This window comes from Geodermatophilus sp. DF01-2 (assembly GCF_004571065.1).
In the GTDB taxonomy this organism is placed as follows: domain Bacteria; phylum Actinomycetota; class Actinomycetes; order Mycobacteriales; family Geodermatophilaceae; genus Geodermatophilus.
In genome coordinates, this window is sequence record NZ_SPQN01000039.1 from 22,480 (window position 1) to 38,425 (window position 15,946).

Genomic DNA, 15,946 nt, shown 5'->3' on the forward strand with positions numbered 1-15,946 from the left:
GCTCCAGCGACCGGCCTGGCGTTCGCCGCGGCCGGATGCGCTGGACCCGGACGCACCGTCGTCGTCGACATCGGCCCTACCCGCTGCATGCGCAGCACCAACGTGGTCGACCCTAGTGGTGTGCCGGGTGACGAGACCCTGGTCATGCCCGCCGTGGGCGGGGGGAGCCCAGGGCTACAGTGGGTCCGTTCTCCTGTCCCCGGTCGGAAGGGACCCCGTGCTGTCTCCGTACCTGGTGGAGCCGTGCCCGGTGGTGCCCTGCCCGCGTGCCGACTCCTCGCCGGTGGCCGCCCGGTGACGACGCTCTCCGAACGCCCGGCTGTCCAGGCCGGCCGCCTGTCGGCCACCGTCCGCGCCTACGTGGCGCTGACCAAGCCGCGGATCATCGAGCTGCTGCTGGTCACCACGCTCCCGGCGATGATGCTGGCCGCCGGCGGGCTGCCCTCCTGGGAGCTGCTGCTGGCGACCATGGCCGGCGGTACGCTCGCCGCCGCCGCGGCCAACGTCTTCAACTGCTGGTACGACCGCGACATCGACCGGCTCATGCACCGGACCGAGCGCCGTCCGCTGGTGACCGGTGAGATCACGCCCCGGGCCGCGCTGGTGTTCGGCCTGGTGCTCGCGGTCCTCTCCATCGCGCTGCTCTGGGTGGCGACCACCCCGCTGGCCGCGGTGTTGGCCGCGGGCGCGATCGCCTACTACGCCGTGATCTACACGATGGTGCTCAAGCGCCACACCCGGCACTCGACGCTGTTCGGCGGGGTGCCCGGGGCGGCGCCGGTGCTCATCGGCTGGGCCGCGGTCACCGGCACGCTGGCCTGGCCGGCGGTGGTCTTCTTCGGCGTCGTCTTCTGCTGGCAGCTGCCGCACTTCTGGGCGCTGGCCATGCGCTTCCGGGCCGACTACGCGCGGGCCGACGTGCCGATGCTCCCGGTGGTCGCGACCGCGGTGTCGGTCGGCCGGCAGACCGTCGTCTGGGCCTGGCTGACCGTCGCCGTCTCGCTGCTGCTGTGGCCGGTGGCCGACGGCTTCGGGATCGGCTGGGTCTATACCGCGGCCGCCGCCGGCCTGGGCGTGTGGTTCGTCGTCGAGGCGCACCGGCTGCTGCGCCGCATCCACGTCGGTGCGGAGACCCGGCCGATGCAGCTGTTCCACGTCTCGATCTCCTACATGGCCCTGCTCTCGGTCGCGATCATCCTCGACGTCCTGGTGTGAAGCGCTGAGCGTGTGCGCTGACGCCCGGTTCCCGGCGCTCGAACTCCGCCTCAGCGCACACGGTCGTCGTCGGGTGTCCACAGATCCCCGCGGAGTGCCCCACGCGACCGGCCCGCTCGACAGGGTCGGATGGTGGCGCACGACATCCCGGCTCTGCTCGGGCCCGACGGCTGGTCGACGTGGGAGTCGCTCACCGCGCGGATCGATCGCAAGACCCTCGCCGGCTGGGTCGACGCCGGCCGGCTGCGGCGGATCCACCCAGGCGTGTACGCCCTCCCGGTCGTGGCCGACGACTGGCGGGTCCGCGTCGAAGCCGCGGTCCAGGCGTGCGGCGGGGTGGTCAGCCATCGCACGGCGCTGGCCCTCTGGGGCCTGATCCCGCCGGGTGGGCCGGTCCACCTGACCGTCGACCTGCGCCGCAGCGGCCGGGGGACGGCGGGCGTCGTGCTCCATCGCAGCCGCCACCTCACCGACACGATCCGTCGGGTGGGCGGGCTACCGGTGACCTGTGTCGAGCGAGCGGTGGTCGACACGTGGGGCCGACCGGACGGGGTGACCCGGCCGGATCTCCGGGGTGCTGCCATCACCGCCGTCCGTCGTCGTCTGTGTCGGCCCGGGCAGCTGTTCGACGAGCTCGAGCGGCGCCCCTGCCTCCCGGGTCGTGCGGCACTCGCGGATCTGGTCGGTCTGCTCGCCGACGGGTGCCGGAGCGAACTGGAGATCTGGGGCTGCGTCCAGGTACTGCGTGCGCCTGGCATGCCCGCATTCGTCCAGCAGCGGCGGGTCACCGTTGCCGGCCGGACCCACTTCCTCGACGCCGCGTACGAGGACGTCCTGCTGGCCGTCGAGATGGACGGTGCCGCCTGGCACGGATCCCGCGAGCAGCGAGAGGAGGACATCCGCCGGGACGCGCTGCTGGCCACCGTCGGCTGGCAGACGCTGCGCTTCGGCTACCGTCGCCTCACGCGTGATCCGGAGGCCTGCCGGCGCGAGATCCACGCTGTCCACGGCGCCCGGCGACGCCTCTTCCTGCCCCCGCATGTGCGCTGACGCCCGGTTCTCCCCGCTCGAACTCAGCCTCAGCGCACACCATCGGTGACCGCGGTCGGCATGGGCGTCCTCAGCACGAGGCGGCGACGTGATGCGACGCCGCGCCGAGCGGCAGCTCGGACGCCGGGCCGCGGACAGACCACACCAGGCGGGCGGTGAATGCCGTCACCAGCACCGCGCCCAGCATGTGCAGCAGCACCAGCGCGATCGGCAGGTCGGTGAAGTACTGCACGTAGCCGACGACGCCCTGGGCGAGCTGCACGACCAGCAGGTCGCGCGCCGCCCGCGTGACCCGACCGGGGGAGTCGGTCGCGTACAGCGCGACCAGCAAGGCGACGGTCAGCCCGACGAGGAGGAACACCGCGTCGGCGTGCAACTGGCTGATCAGCTGCAGGTCGAAGCCCATCCGGTCGCCGGTCGGGACGCCGTCGGCGTCGACGTCCCCGCTGTGCGGCCCGCTGCCGGTCACCAGCGTCCCCAGCACGAGGACGACGGCGGTGACGGCGGCGATGCCGGCGACGAGCAAGGCGAGCGGACGGCGGAGCAGCGGCTGGCCCACCCCGGGCTCGCGGGAGCGCAGCCACAGGACGGTGGCCAGCGCGATGAGGACGATCGAGACGAGGAAGTGTGCCGCGACCGTCCACGGGTTGAGCCCGGTGAGCACGGTGATCCCGCCGAGCAGCGCCTGCGCCGGGATGCCGAGGAAGGTCAGGACGGCGAGTGGGCGCAGGTCCCGGCGGTTCGAGCGCCACACCGCGACGACGGTGGCGATGGCGACCGCCGCGAGGACGAAGGTGAGCAGGCGGTTGCCGAACTCGATGACGCCGTGGCCGCCCATCTCCGGTGTGGTGACCAGGCTGTCCTCGGTGCACTTCGGGAACGTCGGGCACCCCAGGCCGGAACCGGTGAGCCGGACGATCCCGCCGGTGACGACGATGGCGCCGTTGGCGACGGCGTTGGCCAGGGCGAGCCGCGAGACGAGGGCGGGGGAGGCCGGCACGCCCAGATGCTAGCCAAAGGACCCTCCTGCCCTCCGCCGCTCGACAAGGACCTCCCTGTCCCCCACGGCTCGCACGCTTGCCGCGGGCCCCTGCAGGGAGGCCGGCGAGCTCGTCCTCGGCAGGAGGGCCGGACCGGGGCGGGAAGTTGCCGGAGCTTCCGTGCGCTGTACAGGGCACGACCGGCGGATCCACCGCCGCGTCCGTGTCGGTGCGCGGAACCGGGTACGGGAGCCCTCCGGCAGCCCCACCGACCGACTCGACTCCCTGGACGTGAGGTATGACCAGCCCCTTCTTCCCGGGCCCCTACGGGAGCCCCTTCGACGACTTCTTCGCCCGGTACCTGGGCGGCGAGCAGCGCGCCCCCCGGCAGCGCATCGACATCACCCAGCTCCTCAGCCAGCAGGCGCGGGAGCTGGTCAACGCCGCAGCGCGGCAGGCGGTGGCCACCGGCAGCGCCGACCTCGACACCGAGCACCTGCTGTGGGCGATGACCGGCGACGGGACCACCCGCACGTTCCTGTCCCGCTCCGGCGCCGACCCCGACCAGCTGCGCAGCCAGCTGGAGCAGCAGATGAGCCGCGGCGAGCCCCGCGACGAGGCGCCGTCGCTCACCCCGGCCGCCAAGCGCGCCCTGCTCGACGCGCACCGCGTGTCCCGGGCGCTGGGCAGCACCTACATCGGTCCCGAGCACCTGCTCTTCGCCCTCGCCGTCAACCCCGACACCCCGGGCGGCCGGGTGCTGCACGAGCGCGGCGTCACGCCGGAGACCCTGCAGCACGTCGCGGCCGGCGGCGGCACGCCCGGCGGCGGGCGTCCCGGTGGCGGCCAGTCGAACACCCCGACGCTCGACGAGTACGGCCGCGACCTCACCGAGATGGCGCGCGACGGCCGGATCGACCCGGTCATCGGGCGCGAGGCCGAGATCGAGCAGACCGTCGAGGTCCTCTCCCGGCGGCGGAAGAACAACCCGGTGCTCATCGGCGAGGCCGGCGTCGGCAAGACGGCGATCGTCGAGGGGATCGCCGCGCAGATCGTCGAGGGCGACGTCCCGGAGACGCTGCGCGGCCGCCGGCTGGTCGAGCTCGACCTGACCGGCCTGGTCGCCGGTACCCGCTACCGCGGTGACTTCGAGGAGCGGATGAAGAAGATCATCGACGAGATCCGCGAGCACAGCGACGAGGTGATCGTCTTCATCGACGAGCTGCACACCGTGGTCGGCGCCGGTGCCTCGGAGGGCTCCGGCGGCGCGGGCAACATGCTCAAACCCGCGCTGGCCCGTGGCGAGCTGCACATCATCGGCGCCACCACGCTCGAGGAGTACCGCCGCAACATCGAGAAGGACGCCGCCCTGGAGCGCCGGTTCCAGCCGATCCTGGTGCCGGAACCCTCGGTCGAGGACACCGTCGAAATCCTCTGCGGGCTGCGCGACCGGTACGAGGCCCACCACGAGGTGCGCTTCACCGACGACGCCATCCGGGCCGCCGTCGAGCTGTCGGACCGCTACGTCCCCGACCGGCACCTGCCGGACAAGGCCATCGACCTCATCGACCAGGCCGGTGCCCGCGTGCGCCGGCGGGTGAAGACGCCGCCGACCGACCTGCGCGGGCTGGAGCAGGAGGCCGAGCGGTTGCAGCGGGAGAAGGACCAGGCGGTCGCCGCCGAGCAGTACGAGCGCGCCTCGGAGCTGCGCGACTCACTCGCCGAGGCGCAGGCGCGGCTGGAGCTCGCGCGCAGCGGCGGCGGCCAGTCCGGCGTCCCGGAGGTCGGCGTCGAGGACATCGCCGAGGTCGTCTCCCGGGCCACCGGCATCCCGGTCAGCCAGCTCACCGAGGAGGAGATGCAGCGGCTGCTGCAGCTCGAGGAGAACCTGCACCAGCGGGTCGTGGGGCAGGACGACGCCGTCTCGGTGGTCGCCGAGGCGGTGCGCCGCTCGCGCGTGGGGCTGGGCGACCCCGACCGGCCGATCGGCAGCTTCCTGTTCCTCGGGCCGACCGGCGTCGGCAAGACCGAGCTGGCCCGCGCGCTGGCCGAGGCGCTGTTCGGCGACGAGGACCGGATGATCCGGCTGGACATGAGTGAGTTCCAGGAGCGGCACACCGTCAGCCGGCTGGTCGGCTCCCCGCCCGGATACGTCGGCTACGAGGACGCCGGCCAGCTCACCGAGGCGGTGCGCCGCCGGCCCTACTCGGTGGTGCTCATGGACGAGATCGAGAAGGCGCACCCCGACGTCTTCAACACCCTGCTCCAGGTGCTGGACGACGGCCGGCTCACCGACTCGCAGGGGCGCACGGTCGACTTCAAGAACACCGTGCTGATCATGACCAGCAACCTGGGCTCGGAGCTCATCCAGGGCCGCAACACCCCGCTCGGCTTCGGCTCCGGGGACGGCGCGGCCTCGGACGCCGGGCTGCGCGACCGGCTGATGCGGCGGCTGCGGGAGTCCTTCCGGCCGGAGTTCCTCAACCGCATCGACGAGATCGTGGTCTTCCAGCAGCTGGAGACCGAGCAGCTGGCCCGGATCAGCCGGCTGCTGCTCGACGAGACCCGCCGACGGCTCTCCGCCCAGGGCATCGAGGTGACCTTCACCGACGAGGCCGTCACCTGGATCGCCGAGCACGGCTTCGAGCCGCAGTTCGGCGCCCGGCCGCTGCGCCGGGCGATCCAGCGGGAGGTCGACAACCCGCTGGCGCGGCTGATGCTCGACGGCCGGCTGGGCGCGGGCCGGACGGTCACCGTCGGCGTGGGGGAGGGGGCGCTGGACTTCCAGGTCGAGGACGCGCCGCGGCCGGTACCCGCCCGGTGACGGGAGGCGGTCAGCGCCGGTCGACCGGTTCGACCGTGTAGTGGATCGTCTGGGCGACGATCCAGCCGTCCTCGATCAGGAAGGAGTCGGCCCCGTCGCGCACCCGGGCGTGCTGGGATTCCGCGGTCCACTCCAGGAAGGCCGTCCGGCCCGCCACCAGCCGGTTCGTGTAGACGTACGGGGCGTCCGGGAGCTCCTCGGCCAGCAACCGGGCGAGGGTCCGCGCGCCCTCGCGGCCGCGGAACACGCCCCGGCGTTCCAGCACGACGACGTCGGGGGAGACGTTGCGCTCGATGTCCTCGTCACACCGGTGCTCCCCGGCGAGGCGGAGGTGATCGTCGAAGACTTCGGCGGCCGAGCGGGCGCGCAGGGCATCAACCATGCGTTGCGCGTTACCCGGCTGCTCGCGAGCCACCCGGACGGCCGGTCGTGCGGCCGTCCCAGCAGCTCCCGGGCCCGGTCGGGTTAGGCGACCCTTGCTTGCGAGCGCCCTGAAATAGGCAACACTCGTGTTGTGGAAAGCGACCGGCGCACGCGCCACCGGGTGAGCGGCCTGCTGCTCGAGCACGGGCCGCAGACCGCGACCGAGCTCGCCGGGCAGCTGGGCGTCTCGCCGACCGCCGTCCGCCGGCACCTCGACGCCCTGGTCGCCACCGGACAGATCGAGGAGCGGCCGGCGTCCGGTGCGCGCCGCGGGCGGGGCCGGCCGGCGCGGCTGTTCCACCTGACCGACGTCGGCCGGTCGGCCTTTCCGCACGCCTACGACGACCTGGCGCTGACCGCGCTGCGCCACGTCGCCGCCGTGGGGGGCCCCGAGGCGGTCCGCGCGGTCGCCGAGGCGCAGCTCGCCGGCCTCGAGCAGCGGTGCTCGAGTGCCGTCGAGGCCGCGCCTGGCGCTCCCGTCGACCGGGCGCAGGTGCTCGCCGCGGCGCTCACGGCGGAGGGTTACGCTGCCTCGGCCTCGGCGATCTCCAGCGGGGGGCAGCTCTGCCAGCACCACTGCCCGGTGGCGCACGTGGCGGCGGAGTTCCCGCAGCTGTGCGAGGCCGAGACGGCGGTGATCGGCCGGCTGGTGGGCACCCACGTCCAGCGGCTGGCCACGATCGCCCACGGCGACGGCGTCTGCACCACCCACATCCCGGGGCCGGTGCGCGCCGGCCTGGGCGGCCGGGACCACATCCGCGCGGGGAACAGATCGGCCTCCGCGCGCCCTGTACCAGGTGAGCGAGGAGCGCCCCGGTCCCCGGCCGGGCCGCGCACCGCACCGTCCACCAGTTTGACCCCCACGGATCGGGAGAGGACGCCCGCATGACCAGCACCCAGCAGCCGGTGACCGGCACGCCGCTGACCCAGGACGAGCAGCTCGAGCAGCTCGGCCGTTACCAGTACGGCTGGGCGGACGCCGACGTCGCCGGGGCGTCGGCCCGCCGGGGCCTGGACGAGGACGTGGTCCGGGACATCTCCCGCCGCAAGAACGAGCCCGAGTGGATGCTCGAGCGACGACTCAAGGCACTGAAGCTGTTCGACCGCAAGCCGATGCCCGACTGGGGCTCGGACCTGTCGGGCATCGACTTCCAGAACATCAAGTACTTCGTGCGCTCCACCGAGGCCCAGGCGGCTTCGTGGGAGGAGCTGCCCGAGGACATCAAGAACACCTACGACAAGCTGGGCATCCCCGAGGCGGAGAAGCAGCGGCTGGTCGCCGGCGTCGCCGCGCAGTACGAGTCCGAGGTCGTCTACCACAAGATCCGTGAGGATCTCGAGGAGCAGGGCGTTCTCTTCCTCGACACCGACACCGCCCTCAAGGAGCACGAGGACCTCTTCCGCGAGTACTTCGGCTCGGTCATCCCGTCCGGCGACAACAAGTTCGCCGCGCTGAACACCGCCGTGTGGTCGGGCGGGTCGTTCATCTACGTGCCCAAGGGCGTGCACGTGGAGATCCCGCTGCAGGCCTACTTCCGGATCAACACCGAGAACATGGGCCAGTTCGAGCGGACCTTGATCGTCGTCGACGAGGGCGCCTACGTGCACTACGTCGAGGGCTGCACCGCGCCGATCTACAAGTCCGACTCGCTGCACTCCGCGGTCGTCGAGATCGTCGTCAAGAAGAACGCGCGCTGCCGGTACACGACCATCCAGAACTGGTCGAACAACGTCTACAACCTGGTCACCAAGCGGGCCGTCGCCCACGAGGGCGCGACCATGGAGTGGGTCGACGGCAACCTCGGCTCCAAGGTGACGATGAAGTACCCGGCCGTCTGGATGACCGGAGAGCACGCCAAGGGCGAGGTGCTCTCCATCGCCTTCGCCGGCGAGGGTCAGCACCAGGACGCCGGCGCCAAGATGGTGCACGCCGCGCCGAACACCTCCTCGACGATCGTGTCGAAGTCGGTCGCCCGCGGCGGCGGCCGCACCTCCTACCGCGGGCTGGTGCAGGTCGACGAGGGCGCCTCCGGCTCGAAGTCGACGGTGAAGTGCGACGCGCTGCTGGTCGACACCATCAGCCGGTCGGACACCTACCCCTACGTGGACGTCCGCGAGGACGACGTCGCGATGGGGCACGAGGCGACCGTCTCCCGGGTCAGCGACGACCAGCTCTTCTACCTGATGAGCCGCGGTCTGTCCGAGGACGAGGCGATGGCGATGGTGGTCCGCGGGTTCGTGGAGCCGATCGCCCGCGAGCTCCCGATGGAGTACGCCCTCGAGCTGAACCGCCTGATCGAGCTGCAGATGGAAGGTGCCGTCGGCTGATGCCGTCCACTGACGACGCGAACACCACGGGCCTGACGACCGAGTCGGCCACTCTTGCCGGCGAGCTGTTCGGCGAGGGGGTCGGCGCCCAGGCGGGCCCGCCCAGCACCCCGGCCGCGGGCACCGCGACCGCCGGGCAGGCCGTGCCGGGCGCCCACTCGCACGGCGGGCCGGCCCCGACCGGCTCACCGGCCGAGCGGTTCACCTCGACCGACCCGGACGCCTTCGCCCGACCGACCGGCCGCGAGGAGGACTGGCGTTTCACCCCGATGCGCCGGATCCGCCCGCTGCTCGACGGCGCTGCGCCGGATGAAGCAGGGCCGTCCGCGCAACTGCAGTGGGACACCGACCTGCCCGAGGGCGTCGAGCTCACCAGCGTCGAGGTCGACGACCCGTTGCTCAAGGGTCTGCCCGAGCCGGTCGACCGGCTGGCCGCGCTCACCCGCCAGCGAAGCGGCGGTGCCGCCGTCGTCCGCGTGCCGGCCGAGGCCCAGCTCGACCGCCCGGTCACGCTGCGGCTGTCGGGCACCGGCTCGGACGACGTCGTGTGGGGCCAGGTCGTCGTCGAGGTCGGCGCCTTCGCGCGGGCGACCGTCGTCCTGGACCACGCGGGCCTGGCCCGGTACTCCGGCGGCGTCGCCGTCCTCGTCGGGGACGGCGCGCAGGTCACCGTCGTCTCGGTGCAGGACTGGGCGCCGGGCGCCGTGCACGGTGGCCAGTTCGACACCGTCGTCGGCCGCGACGCGACCGTGACGCAGGTCGTGGTGACCCTCGGTGGCGACCTGGTCCGGCTGGTCAGCAACGTGCAGTACGCCGGCCCCGGCGGGACGGCGGAGCTCTACGGCGTCTACTTCTCCGACGAGACCCAGCACCAGGAGCACCGGCTCTGGGTCGACCACGCGGTGCCCAACTGCACGAGCAACGTGCTCTACAAGGGCGCGCTGCAGGGGGAGGGCGCGCGCACGGTCTGGATCGGCGACGTGCGGATCCGCCCGGCGGCCACCGGCACGGACACCTACGAGCTCAACCGCAACCTGGTGCTCACCGACGGCGCCCGCGCCGACTCGGTGCCGAACCTGGAGATCGAGACCGGCGAGATCGTCGGCGCCGGCCACGCCAGCGCCACCGGCCGGTTCGACGACGAGCAGCTGTTCTACCTCTGCTCGCGCGGCATCGACGCCGAGACCGCGCGCCGCCTCGTCGTCCGCGGCTTCTTCGCCGACATCGTGCAGCACATCGGCATCGACGCGCTTCAGGACCGGCTGATGCGCAGCATCGAGACCCGCCTCGGTGCGCTGCCGGGTCTGGACGAGCAGCCGGTCGAGGTGGCCTGAGCATGGCGTTCGAGCGGGTCTGCGGGCTCTCCGAGGTGCCGGAGAACGGCGCGCTCCGGGTGGAGCTGGCCGACATCGACGTCGCCGTCGTCCGGTTCGAGGGTGAGGTCTACGCGCTTGAGGACCGCTGCTCGCACCAGGACGTGCCACTGACCGAGGGGGACGTCGAGCTGTTCGACGGAGCCCCGACCATCGAGTGCTTCCTGCACGGGTCGTGCTTCGACCTGCGCACCGGCGAGCCCACCAACCTGCCGGCCACCGAGCCGGTCGACGTCTACCCGGTCCGCGTGGAAGGGGAGGACGTGTACGTCGACACGGAAGCAGATGCAGCAGCCGACGACGACGACCGACTTCGTCACGCGGCCGGCAACTGAGGAGCGAGAAGAGAAGTGTCCGTTCTGGAGATCCGCGACCTGCACGTCAGCGTGGGCGAGGAGAACGACGCCACGGAGATCCTCCGCGGCGTCGACCTGAGCGTCCGCTCGGGCGAGACGCACGCGATCATGGGCCCGAACGGGTCGGGCAAGTCGACCCTGGCCTACTCGATCGCCGGCCACCCCAAGTACACGATCACCGGGGGCTCGGTGACCCTCGACGGCGAGGACGTCCTCGCGATGAGCGTCGACGAGCGGGCCCGCGCCGGCCTGTTCCTCGCCATGCAGTACCCGGTCGAGGTCCCCGGCGTCTCGGTGTCGAACTTCCTGCGCACCGCGGCGACCGCGGTCAAGGGCGAGGCCCCGAAGCTGCGCACCTGGGTCAAGGACGTCAAGACCGAGATGGCCGCCCTGGAGATGGACCCGGCGTTCGCCGAGCGCAACGTCAACGAGGGCTTCTCCGGCGGTGAGAAGAAGCGCCACGAGATCCTGCAGATGCGGCTGCTCAAGCCGCGCATCGCGATCCTCGACGAGACCGACTCCGGCCTCGACGTCGACGCGCTGCGGACCGTCTCCGAGGGGGTCAACCGCACCCGCGAGGAGGGCTCCGGTGACGACGCTGTCGGCGTCCTGCTGATCACCCACTACACGCGGATCCTGCGCTACATCAGGCCGGACTTCGTGCACGTCTTCGTCAACGGCCGGATCGCCGAGGAGGGTGGTCCGGAGCTCGCGGAGAAGCTGGAGAACGAGGGCTACGCCGCGTACCTCAAGGGTTCGACGGAGGTCGCCAGCGCATGACCCAGACCGTCTCGCGTCCCGCTGCAGGGGCGCAGAAGCAGCCCCTGCCGCTGGACGTCGAGGCGATCCGGGCGGACTTCCCGATCCTGTCCCGCACCATCCGGGACGGGAAGCGGCTGGTCTACCTCGACTCCGGGGCCACCTCCCAGAAACCGCGGTCGGTGCTCGACGCCGAGCGCGACTTCTACGAGACCTGCAACGCCGCGCCGCACCGGGGCGCGCACCAGCTCGCCGAGGAGGCGACCGGCCGCTACGAGGCGGCCCGGGCCACCATCGGCGCGTTCATCGGTGCGCCCGCGGAGGAGGTCGTCTTCACCCGGAACAGCACCGAGGCGATCAACCTGGTCGCCTACGCGCTGTCCAACGCGGCGACGGCCAGGGATGAGCGGTTCCGGCGGTACGCCGTCGGCCAGGGCGACGAGATCGTCGTCACCGAGATGGAGCACCACGCCAACCTGGTGCCCTGGCAGCAGCTGTGCGAGCGCACCGGCGCGACGCTGCGCTGGCTCGGTCTGACCGACGACGGCCGCCTCGACCTCGCCGACCTGGCCACCGTGGTCAACGAGCGGACCAAGCTGGTCGCGGTCACCCAGCAGTCGAACATCCTCGGCACCATCAACCCGCTGGACGGCATCGTCGCCCGGGCCCGCGAGGTCGGCGCCCTGGTGCTGGTCGACGGCGCGCAGTCGGTGCCGCACCAGCCGGTCGACGTCACCACGCTGGGCGCGGACCTCCTGGTCTTCTCCGGTCACAAGATGCTCGGGCCCACCGGCGTCGGCGTCCTGTGGGGGCGCTACGAGGTGCTCGACGCGCTGCCGCCGTTCCTCACCGGCGGCTCGATGATCGAGGTGGTGCGGATGGAGGGCAGCACCTTCATGCCGCCGCCGCAGCGCTTCGAGGCCGGCGTCCCGATGACCGCGCAGGTGATCGGGTTGGCCGCGGCCGTCGAGTACCTGCAGCGGCTCGGCATGGACCGGGTGCAGGCGCACGAGGAGGCGCTGACCGCCTACGCGCTGGAGGAGCTCGCCGGGATCCCCGGCGTCGCGGTGATCGGCCCGCCGGACACCGTGGCCCGCGGCGGAGCGGTCTCCTTCACCGTCGAGGGCATCCACCCGCACGACCTGGGCCAGGTGCTCGACGACCTCGGCGTCGAGGTACGGGTGGGCCACCACTGCGCCTGGCCGGTGGTGCGTCGCTACGGCGTCCCGGCCACGACGCGGGCCACGTTCTACGTGCACACCGGCTACGACGACATCGACGCGCTGGTCGACGCGGTCCGGAAGGCCCAGGAGTTCTTCGGGGTTGTCCCCGACGAGGTGAGCTGATGCAGCTGGAGTCGATGTACCAGGAGATCATCCTGGACCACTACCGCAACCCGCACGGCCGTGGGCTGCGCGAGCCGTTCGAGGCCGAGGTGCACCACGTCAACCCGACCTGCGGGGACGAGGTCACCCTGCGGGTGCACATCGAGAACGACACGGCCGGCGATCCCATCTTGTCGGACGTCTCCTACGAGGGGATGGGTTGTTCGATCAGCCAGGCGTCGGTCTCGGCCATGTACGACCTGGTCGTCGGGAAGCCGGTGCCCGAGGCACTGGAGACCGGCGAGCACTTCATGACGCTGATGCAGTCGAAGGGCGACGCGTCGGTCGCCGAGAAGCTCGAGGACGAGCTGGAGGACGCCGTCGCATTCGCCGGAGTGTCCAAGTACCCGGCGCGGATCAAGTGCGCGCTGATGAGCTGGATGGCGCTCAAGGACGCCTCCGCCCGGGCCCTGTCCGCCGCCCACCCCACCACCACACCTGGAGGAGCCGAGGCATGAGCGAGACCACGGAGAACGCCACGCCGGCGACCGACGGGGCGCCGGGCGACCTGCCGGCCTACAAGTCGGCCCTGCTCGAGGACGTCGAGGAAGCCATGCGCGACGTCGTCGACCCCGAACTCGGGGTCAACGTCGTCGACCTCGGCCTGGTCTACGGCATCGACGTCGTCGACGAGGTCGCCGTCATCGACATGACGCTGACCTCGGCGGCCTGCCCGCTGACCGACGTCATCGAGGACCAGGCCCGGCAGGCCCTGACCGGCGGCCCCGGCCCCGGCCTGGTGGACGACATCAGGATCAACTGGGTCTGGATGCCGCCGTGGGGCCCGGACAAGATCACCGACGACGGCCGCGAGCAGCTGCGCGCCCTCGGCTTCCGGGTCTGAAGAAGGACCCCTCTGCCCCCCACGCCTCGCGAGCTCGGCGCGGGACCCTGCAGAGGGGCCGCCTCTGCCGCCCACCGCTCGCACGCCCGCGGCGGGTCCCTGCGGGAGGGCCGTTCCAGCACCTCACCACGGCCATGATCGTCTCCATGCACGGGTGGCGGCGAGCAGTGCGTCCCCGACACCGACCAGGCGTCGGCTCGAACAGCCGACGCGCAGGCCGATAGGACCACGTGGGCGAGGACATCGACGCAGTGGAGTGGTGGGGCGTTCCGTGGGCCGATGCGTTGGCTGCCATCGGGACGATGCTCGCGGTTGTCGTCACGCTGGCCGTGCTGCTCAAGGACATCCGGATCCGCCGCCTGGACGGACAGCGCGCGCAGGCGGAGAAGGTCACCGCATGGCTGGAGCACAAGCACGTGCCGGGCGTCTGCGACCCGATGCGGGCCGTCGTGAAGAACGCGTCAGAAGCGAGTGTGTTCGACGTCGAGTTCGTAGGGACGGACGTCAGCCGCGTGGGGCCACCTGGCGCCGTCGTCTTCCCGGTCCTCCCTCCCCAGTCGGTCGAGACGATCGATGGCCTGGCGGAGGCGTACGGGGACGACTGGGGCAAGATCCGCGGCGTAGCCATCACGTTCGTGGACTCAGCAGGCAGAGCCTGGCATCGCGATGAGAAGGGCAGGCTCACCGCGACCAGGCGCCGCCGCACTCACGATGGATCCACGCGGTAGCACCATCGCCTCCAGGCCTCCGCGTCATCGTGGGCACGAGTGCGACCCCACGACGGGTCACCGCATCTCGGCGAGGCGGGCGCCGAAGCCGGCGACCGGACGGCGTTCCCGCCGGGCGCCGACCGCCAGCAGCACCGCCCCGACGACCAGGGCCCCGGTGACCGGGAGCGGCAGTTCCACCACGGCCAGCCCGAGCGCCACCGCGACCGCCGTCCAGGCCCCGACGAGCAGCGGCGCGCGCACCGCCCGCCACGCGGCCGCCCCCATGACGGCGGCGGCGACCAGGAGGACCAGCACGGGTCGGGTGCTGTCGGGCGCGACGACGCCCCACACCACCGAGGGCACCGCTGCGACCAGCAGCCCGGGGCCCCAGGCCGGCCACGACGGCCCGTCGACCAGCCGCAGCCCGGCGGCCAGCAGCAGTCCCGCCGCCGCCGGCAGCGTGTAGGCCTCGACCACCGACCAGTCCGCCAGCGCGGCGACCGTCCACGCGGCCACGACCAGCTGGGCGGCGCCGGCGCGCCATGCCGGGGAGCCCTCCGGCCCGCCGTCCCGCGGGTCCCGGGTGCGCCATACGTGCCAGCCCCAGGCACACGTCACCAGCCCCTGCGCGGCCAGCTGCACCGCGAGCACTCCCCGGTCGCGAGCCACCACCAACAGGACGACGGCCAAACCCGCGCAGATCGCCCCGGTGAGGACGGTGGCCCGCCGCGTTCCCGTGTCCAGCGCCAGCCCGGCTCCGAGCGACACGGCGTAGAGGAGACCCAGGGAGGTCGCCGCCACGCCGGCACCCACCAGCCCGCTCGCGGCGGCGACGAGCGCGGCACCGGCCAGGCAGCCGACCGCGGCCGGCGCCGCCACGTGTCGGTCGTCCCGGCGCAGTGCCGCCACCAGTACGCACGGCAGCGCGGTGAGCAGCAGCAGGAGTGTCAGCTCCACCCAGCGGGATCCGGCGACGAGCTGGCCGACGCTGAGCGTCACCAGCGTGCCGCCCGCGGCGAGCGCGGCGGGGAGGAACAGCCCGCGTGCCCAACCGGACAGCAGCGCCGCGGCGGCCGCGGCGAGCAGCACCCCGGTGTACCCGGCCAGCAGCACCGCGCCCGGCCCGGGGTCGGACAGCGCGCCGCCGATCGCGGCTCCGGTGGCCACTCCGGCCACGACCGGGGCGGCGGCGGGTGGCCCCAGGAGGGGCTCGAGCTTTCGCTCCAGCCGGGCGGCGACCAGTGCCAGGGCGACGGCGACGGTGAGCGCGGCCGACGTCCAGCGGGCCGGCGCGTCAGCGCTCCACGCCGTCCCTGTCGCCCCGGCGACCCCGGCGACCCACCACGGCGCGGTGGTGACCAGCGCGATCCGCGCGACGAGCCGCCGGGCACCGAGCGCCAGGCCCAGACCCACCAGCACCACGGTGAGCATGGCGACCGTGCGGACCACCCCGCCCTCGGCTCCGTCGAGGGCGCGCAGCGCGGCGAGCTGTCCGGGCAGCCAGGCGGCCAGCGGCCAGGTCGCCGGGCGGGGCAGCAGGCGGGCGAGCACCAGGAACACCCCGCCGAGCACCAGCGGCGGGACGACGGAGCCGCGCAGCAGGGGGGTCCCTGCGTCGGCCCCGAGCACGGCCAGCGCCACCGCCGCGGCGGCGAGCGTCTCCTCGGTGCTGCGCAGCCGGGCGTGCGAACCCCACGCG

Annotated in this window: 15 protein-coding genes; 12 read left to right on the plus strand and 3 right to left on the minus strand. The window is 72.8% G+C overall.

Translation table 11 applies throughout. The features are described from left to right. The first annotated feature begins 294 nt into the window (after positions 1-294). Positions 295-1,215, plus strand: coding sequence for a heme o synthase (locus E4P41_RS11840; RefSeq protein ID WP_135141459.1), 921 nt, complete (start codon positions 295-297; stop codon positions 1,213-1,215). Positions 1,216-1,347: 132 nt separating this feature from the next. Continuing rightward, the gene (locus tag E4P41_RS11845; RefSeq protein ID WP_135141460.1) at positions 1,348-2,265 is read left to right on the plus strand and encodes a DUF559 domain-containing protein; all 918 of its coding nucleotides are present in this window, start codon (positions 1,348-1,350) and stop codon (positions 2,263-2,265) included. Positions 2,266-2,335: 70 nt separating this feature from the next. On the opposite strand, the gene E4P41_RS11850 is transcribed toward E4P41_RS11845, so the two are convergent. Further along, positions 2,336-3,265 (minus strand): COX15/CtaA family protein, encoded by a 930-nt coding sequence (locus tag E4P41_RS11850; protein WP_135141461.1) that lies wholly within the window; start codon positions 3,263-3,265, stop codon positions 2,336-2,338. 278 nt (positions 3,266-3,543) lie between these two features. Here E4P41_RS11850 and E4P41_RS11855 point away from each other — a divergent pair, with 278 nt between their 5' ends. Further along, on the plus strand, positions 3,544-6,069 hold the full coding sequence (locus tag E4P41_RS11855) for an ATP-dependent Clp protease ATP-binding subunit (protein ID WP_135141462.1): 2,526 nt from the start codon (positions 3,544-3,546) through the stop codon (positions 6,067-6,069). Between the two features lie 10 nt (positions 6,070-6,079). On the opposite strand, the gene E4P41_RS11860 is transcribed toward E4P41_RS11855, so the two are convergent. Continuing rightward, positions 6,080-6,451 (minus strand): nuclear transport factor 2 family protein, encoded by a 372-nt coding sequence (locus tag E4P41_RS11860; protein ID WP_135141463.1) that lies wholly within the window; start codon positions 6,449-6,451, stop codon positions 6,080-6,082. Positions 6,452-6,583: 132 nt separating this feature from the next. On the opposite strand from E4P41_RS11860, the gene E4P41_RS11865 reads away from it, so the two are divergent. The 9 genes from E4P41_RS11865 to E4P41_RS11905 all read left to right on the plus strand — a co-directional run bounded on the left by E4P41_RS11865 (position 6,584) and on the right by E4P41_RS11905 (position 14,265). Further along, positions 6,584-7,381, plus strand: a complete 798-nt coding sequence (locus E4P41_RS11865) for a helix-turn-helix domain-containing protein (RefSeq protein ID WP_245177287.1) — start codon at positions 6,584-6,586, stop codon at positions 7,379-7,381. Next, complete coding sequence (gene sufB / locus E4P41_RS11870; RefSeq protein ID WP_135141465.1) at positions 7,378-8,820, plus strand: Fe-S cluster assembly protein SufB; 1,443 nt, start codon at positions 7,378-7,380, stop codon at positions 8,818-8,820. Before E4P41_RS11865 ends, sufB begins: the two co-directional genes overlap by 4 nt. Next, positions 8,820-10,154 (plus strand): Fe-S cluster assembly protein SufD, encoded by a 1,335-nt coding sequence (gene sufD, locus E4P41_RS11875; protein ID WP_135141466.1) that lies wholly within the window; start codon positions 8,820-8,822, stop codon positions 10,152-10,154. The genes sufB and sufD overlap by 1 nt, the downstream gene beginning before the upstream one ends. Positions 10,155-10,156: 2 nt before the next feature. Further along, the gene (locus tag E4P41_RS11880) at positions 10,157-10,528 is read left to right on the plus strand and encodes a non-heme iron oxygenase ferredoxin subunit (protein ID WP_135141467.1); all 372 of its coding nucleotides are present in this window, start codon (positions 10,157-10,159) and stop codon (positions 10,526-10,528) included. Positions 10,529-10,543: 15 nt separating this feature from the next. Further along, positions 10,544-11,329 carry a Fe-S cluster assembly ATPase SufC gene (gene sufC / locus E4P41_RS11885; RefSeq protein WP_135141468.1) on the plus strand — a complete coding sequence of 262 codons (786 nt, stop codon included), beginning with the start codon at positions 10,544-10,546 and terminating at the stop codon, positions 11,327-11,329. After that, a complete protein-coding gene (locus E4P41_RS11890) occupies positions 11,326-12,654 on the plus strand; it encodes a cysteine desulfurase (RefSeq protein WP_135141469.1) in 1,329 nt (442 codons plus the stop codon). Before sufC ends, E4P41_RS11890 begins: the two co-directional genes overlap by 4 nt. Beyond that, positions 12,654-13,151, plus strand: a complete 498-nt coding sequence (gene sufU / locus E4P41_RS11895) for a Fe-S cluster assembly sulfur transfer protein SufU (RefSeq protein ID WP_135141470.1) — start codon at positions 12,654-12,656, stop codon at positions 13,149-13,151. The genes E4P41_RS11890 and sufU overlap by 1 nt, the downstream gene beginning before the upstream one ends. Next, positions 13,148-13,537 (plus strand): metal-sulfur cluster assembly factor, encoded by a 390-nt coding sequence (locus E4P41_RS11900; RefSeq protein WP_135141471.1) that lies wholly within the window; start codon positions 13,148-13,150, stop codon positions 13,535-13,537. Before sufU ends, E4P41_RS11900 begins: the two co-directional genes overlap by 4 nt. A gap of 230 nt (positions 13,538-13,767) precedes the next feature. Next, positions 13,768-14,265 (plus strand): hypothetical protein, encoded by a 498-nt coding sequence (locus E4P41_RS11905; protein ID WP_135141472.1) that lies wholly within the window; start codon positions 13,768-13,770, stop codon positions 14,263-14,265. Between the two features lie 57 nt (positions 14,266-14,322). Here E4P41_RS11905 and E4P41_RS22135 read toward each other — a convergent pair. Next, a partial coding sequence (locus E4P41_RS22135; RefSeq protein ID WP_167761048.1) for a hypothetical protein occupies positions 14,323-15,946 on the minus strand: 1,624 nt, incomplete at its 5' end.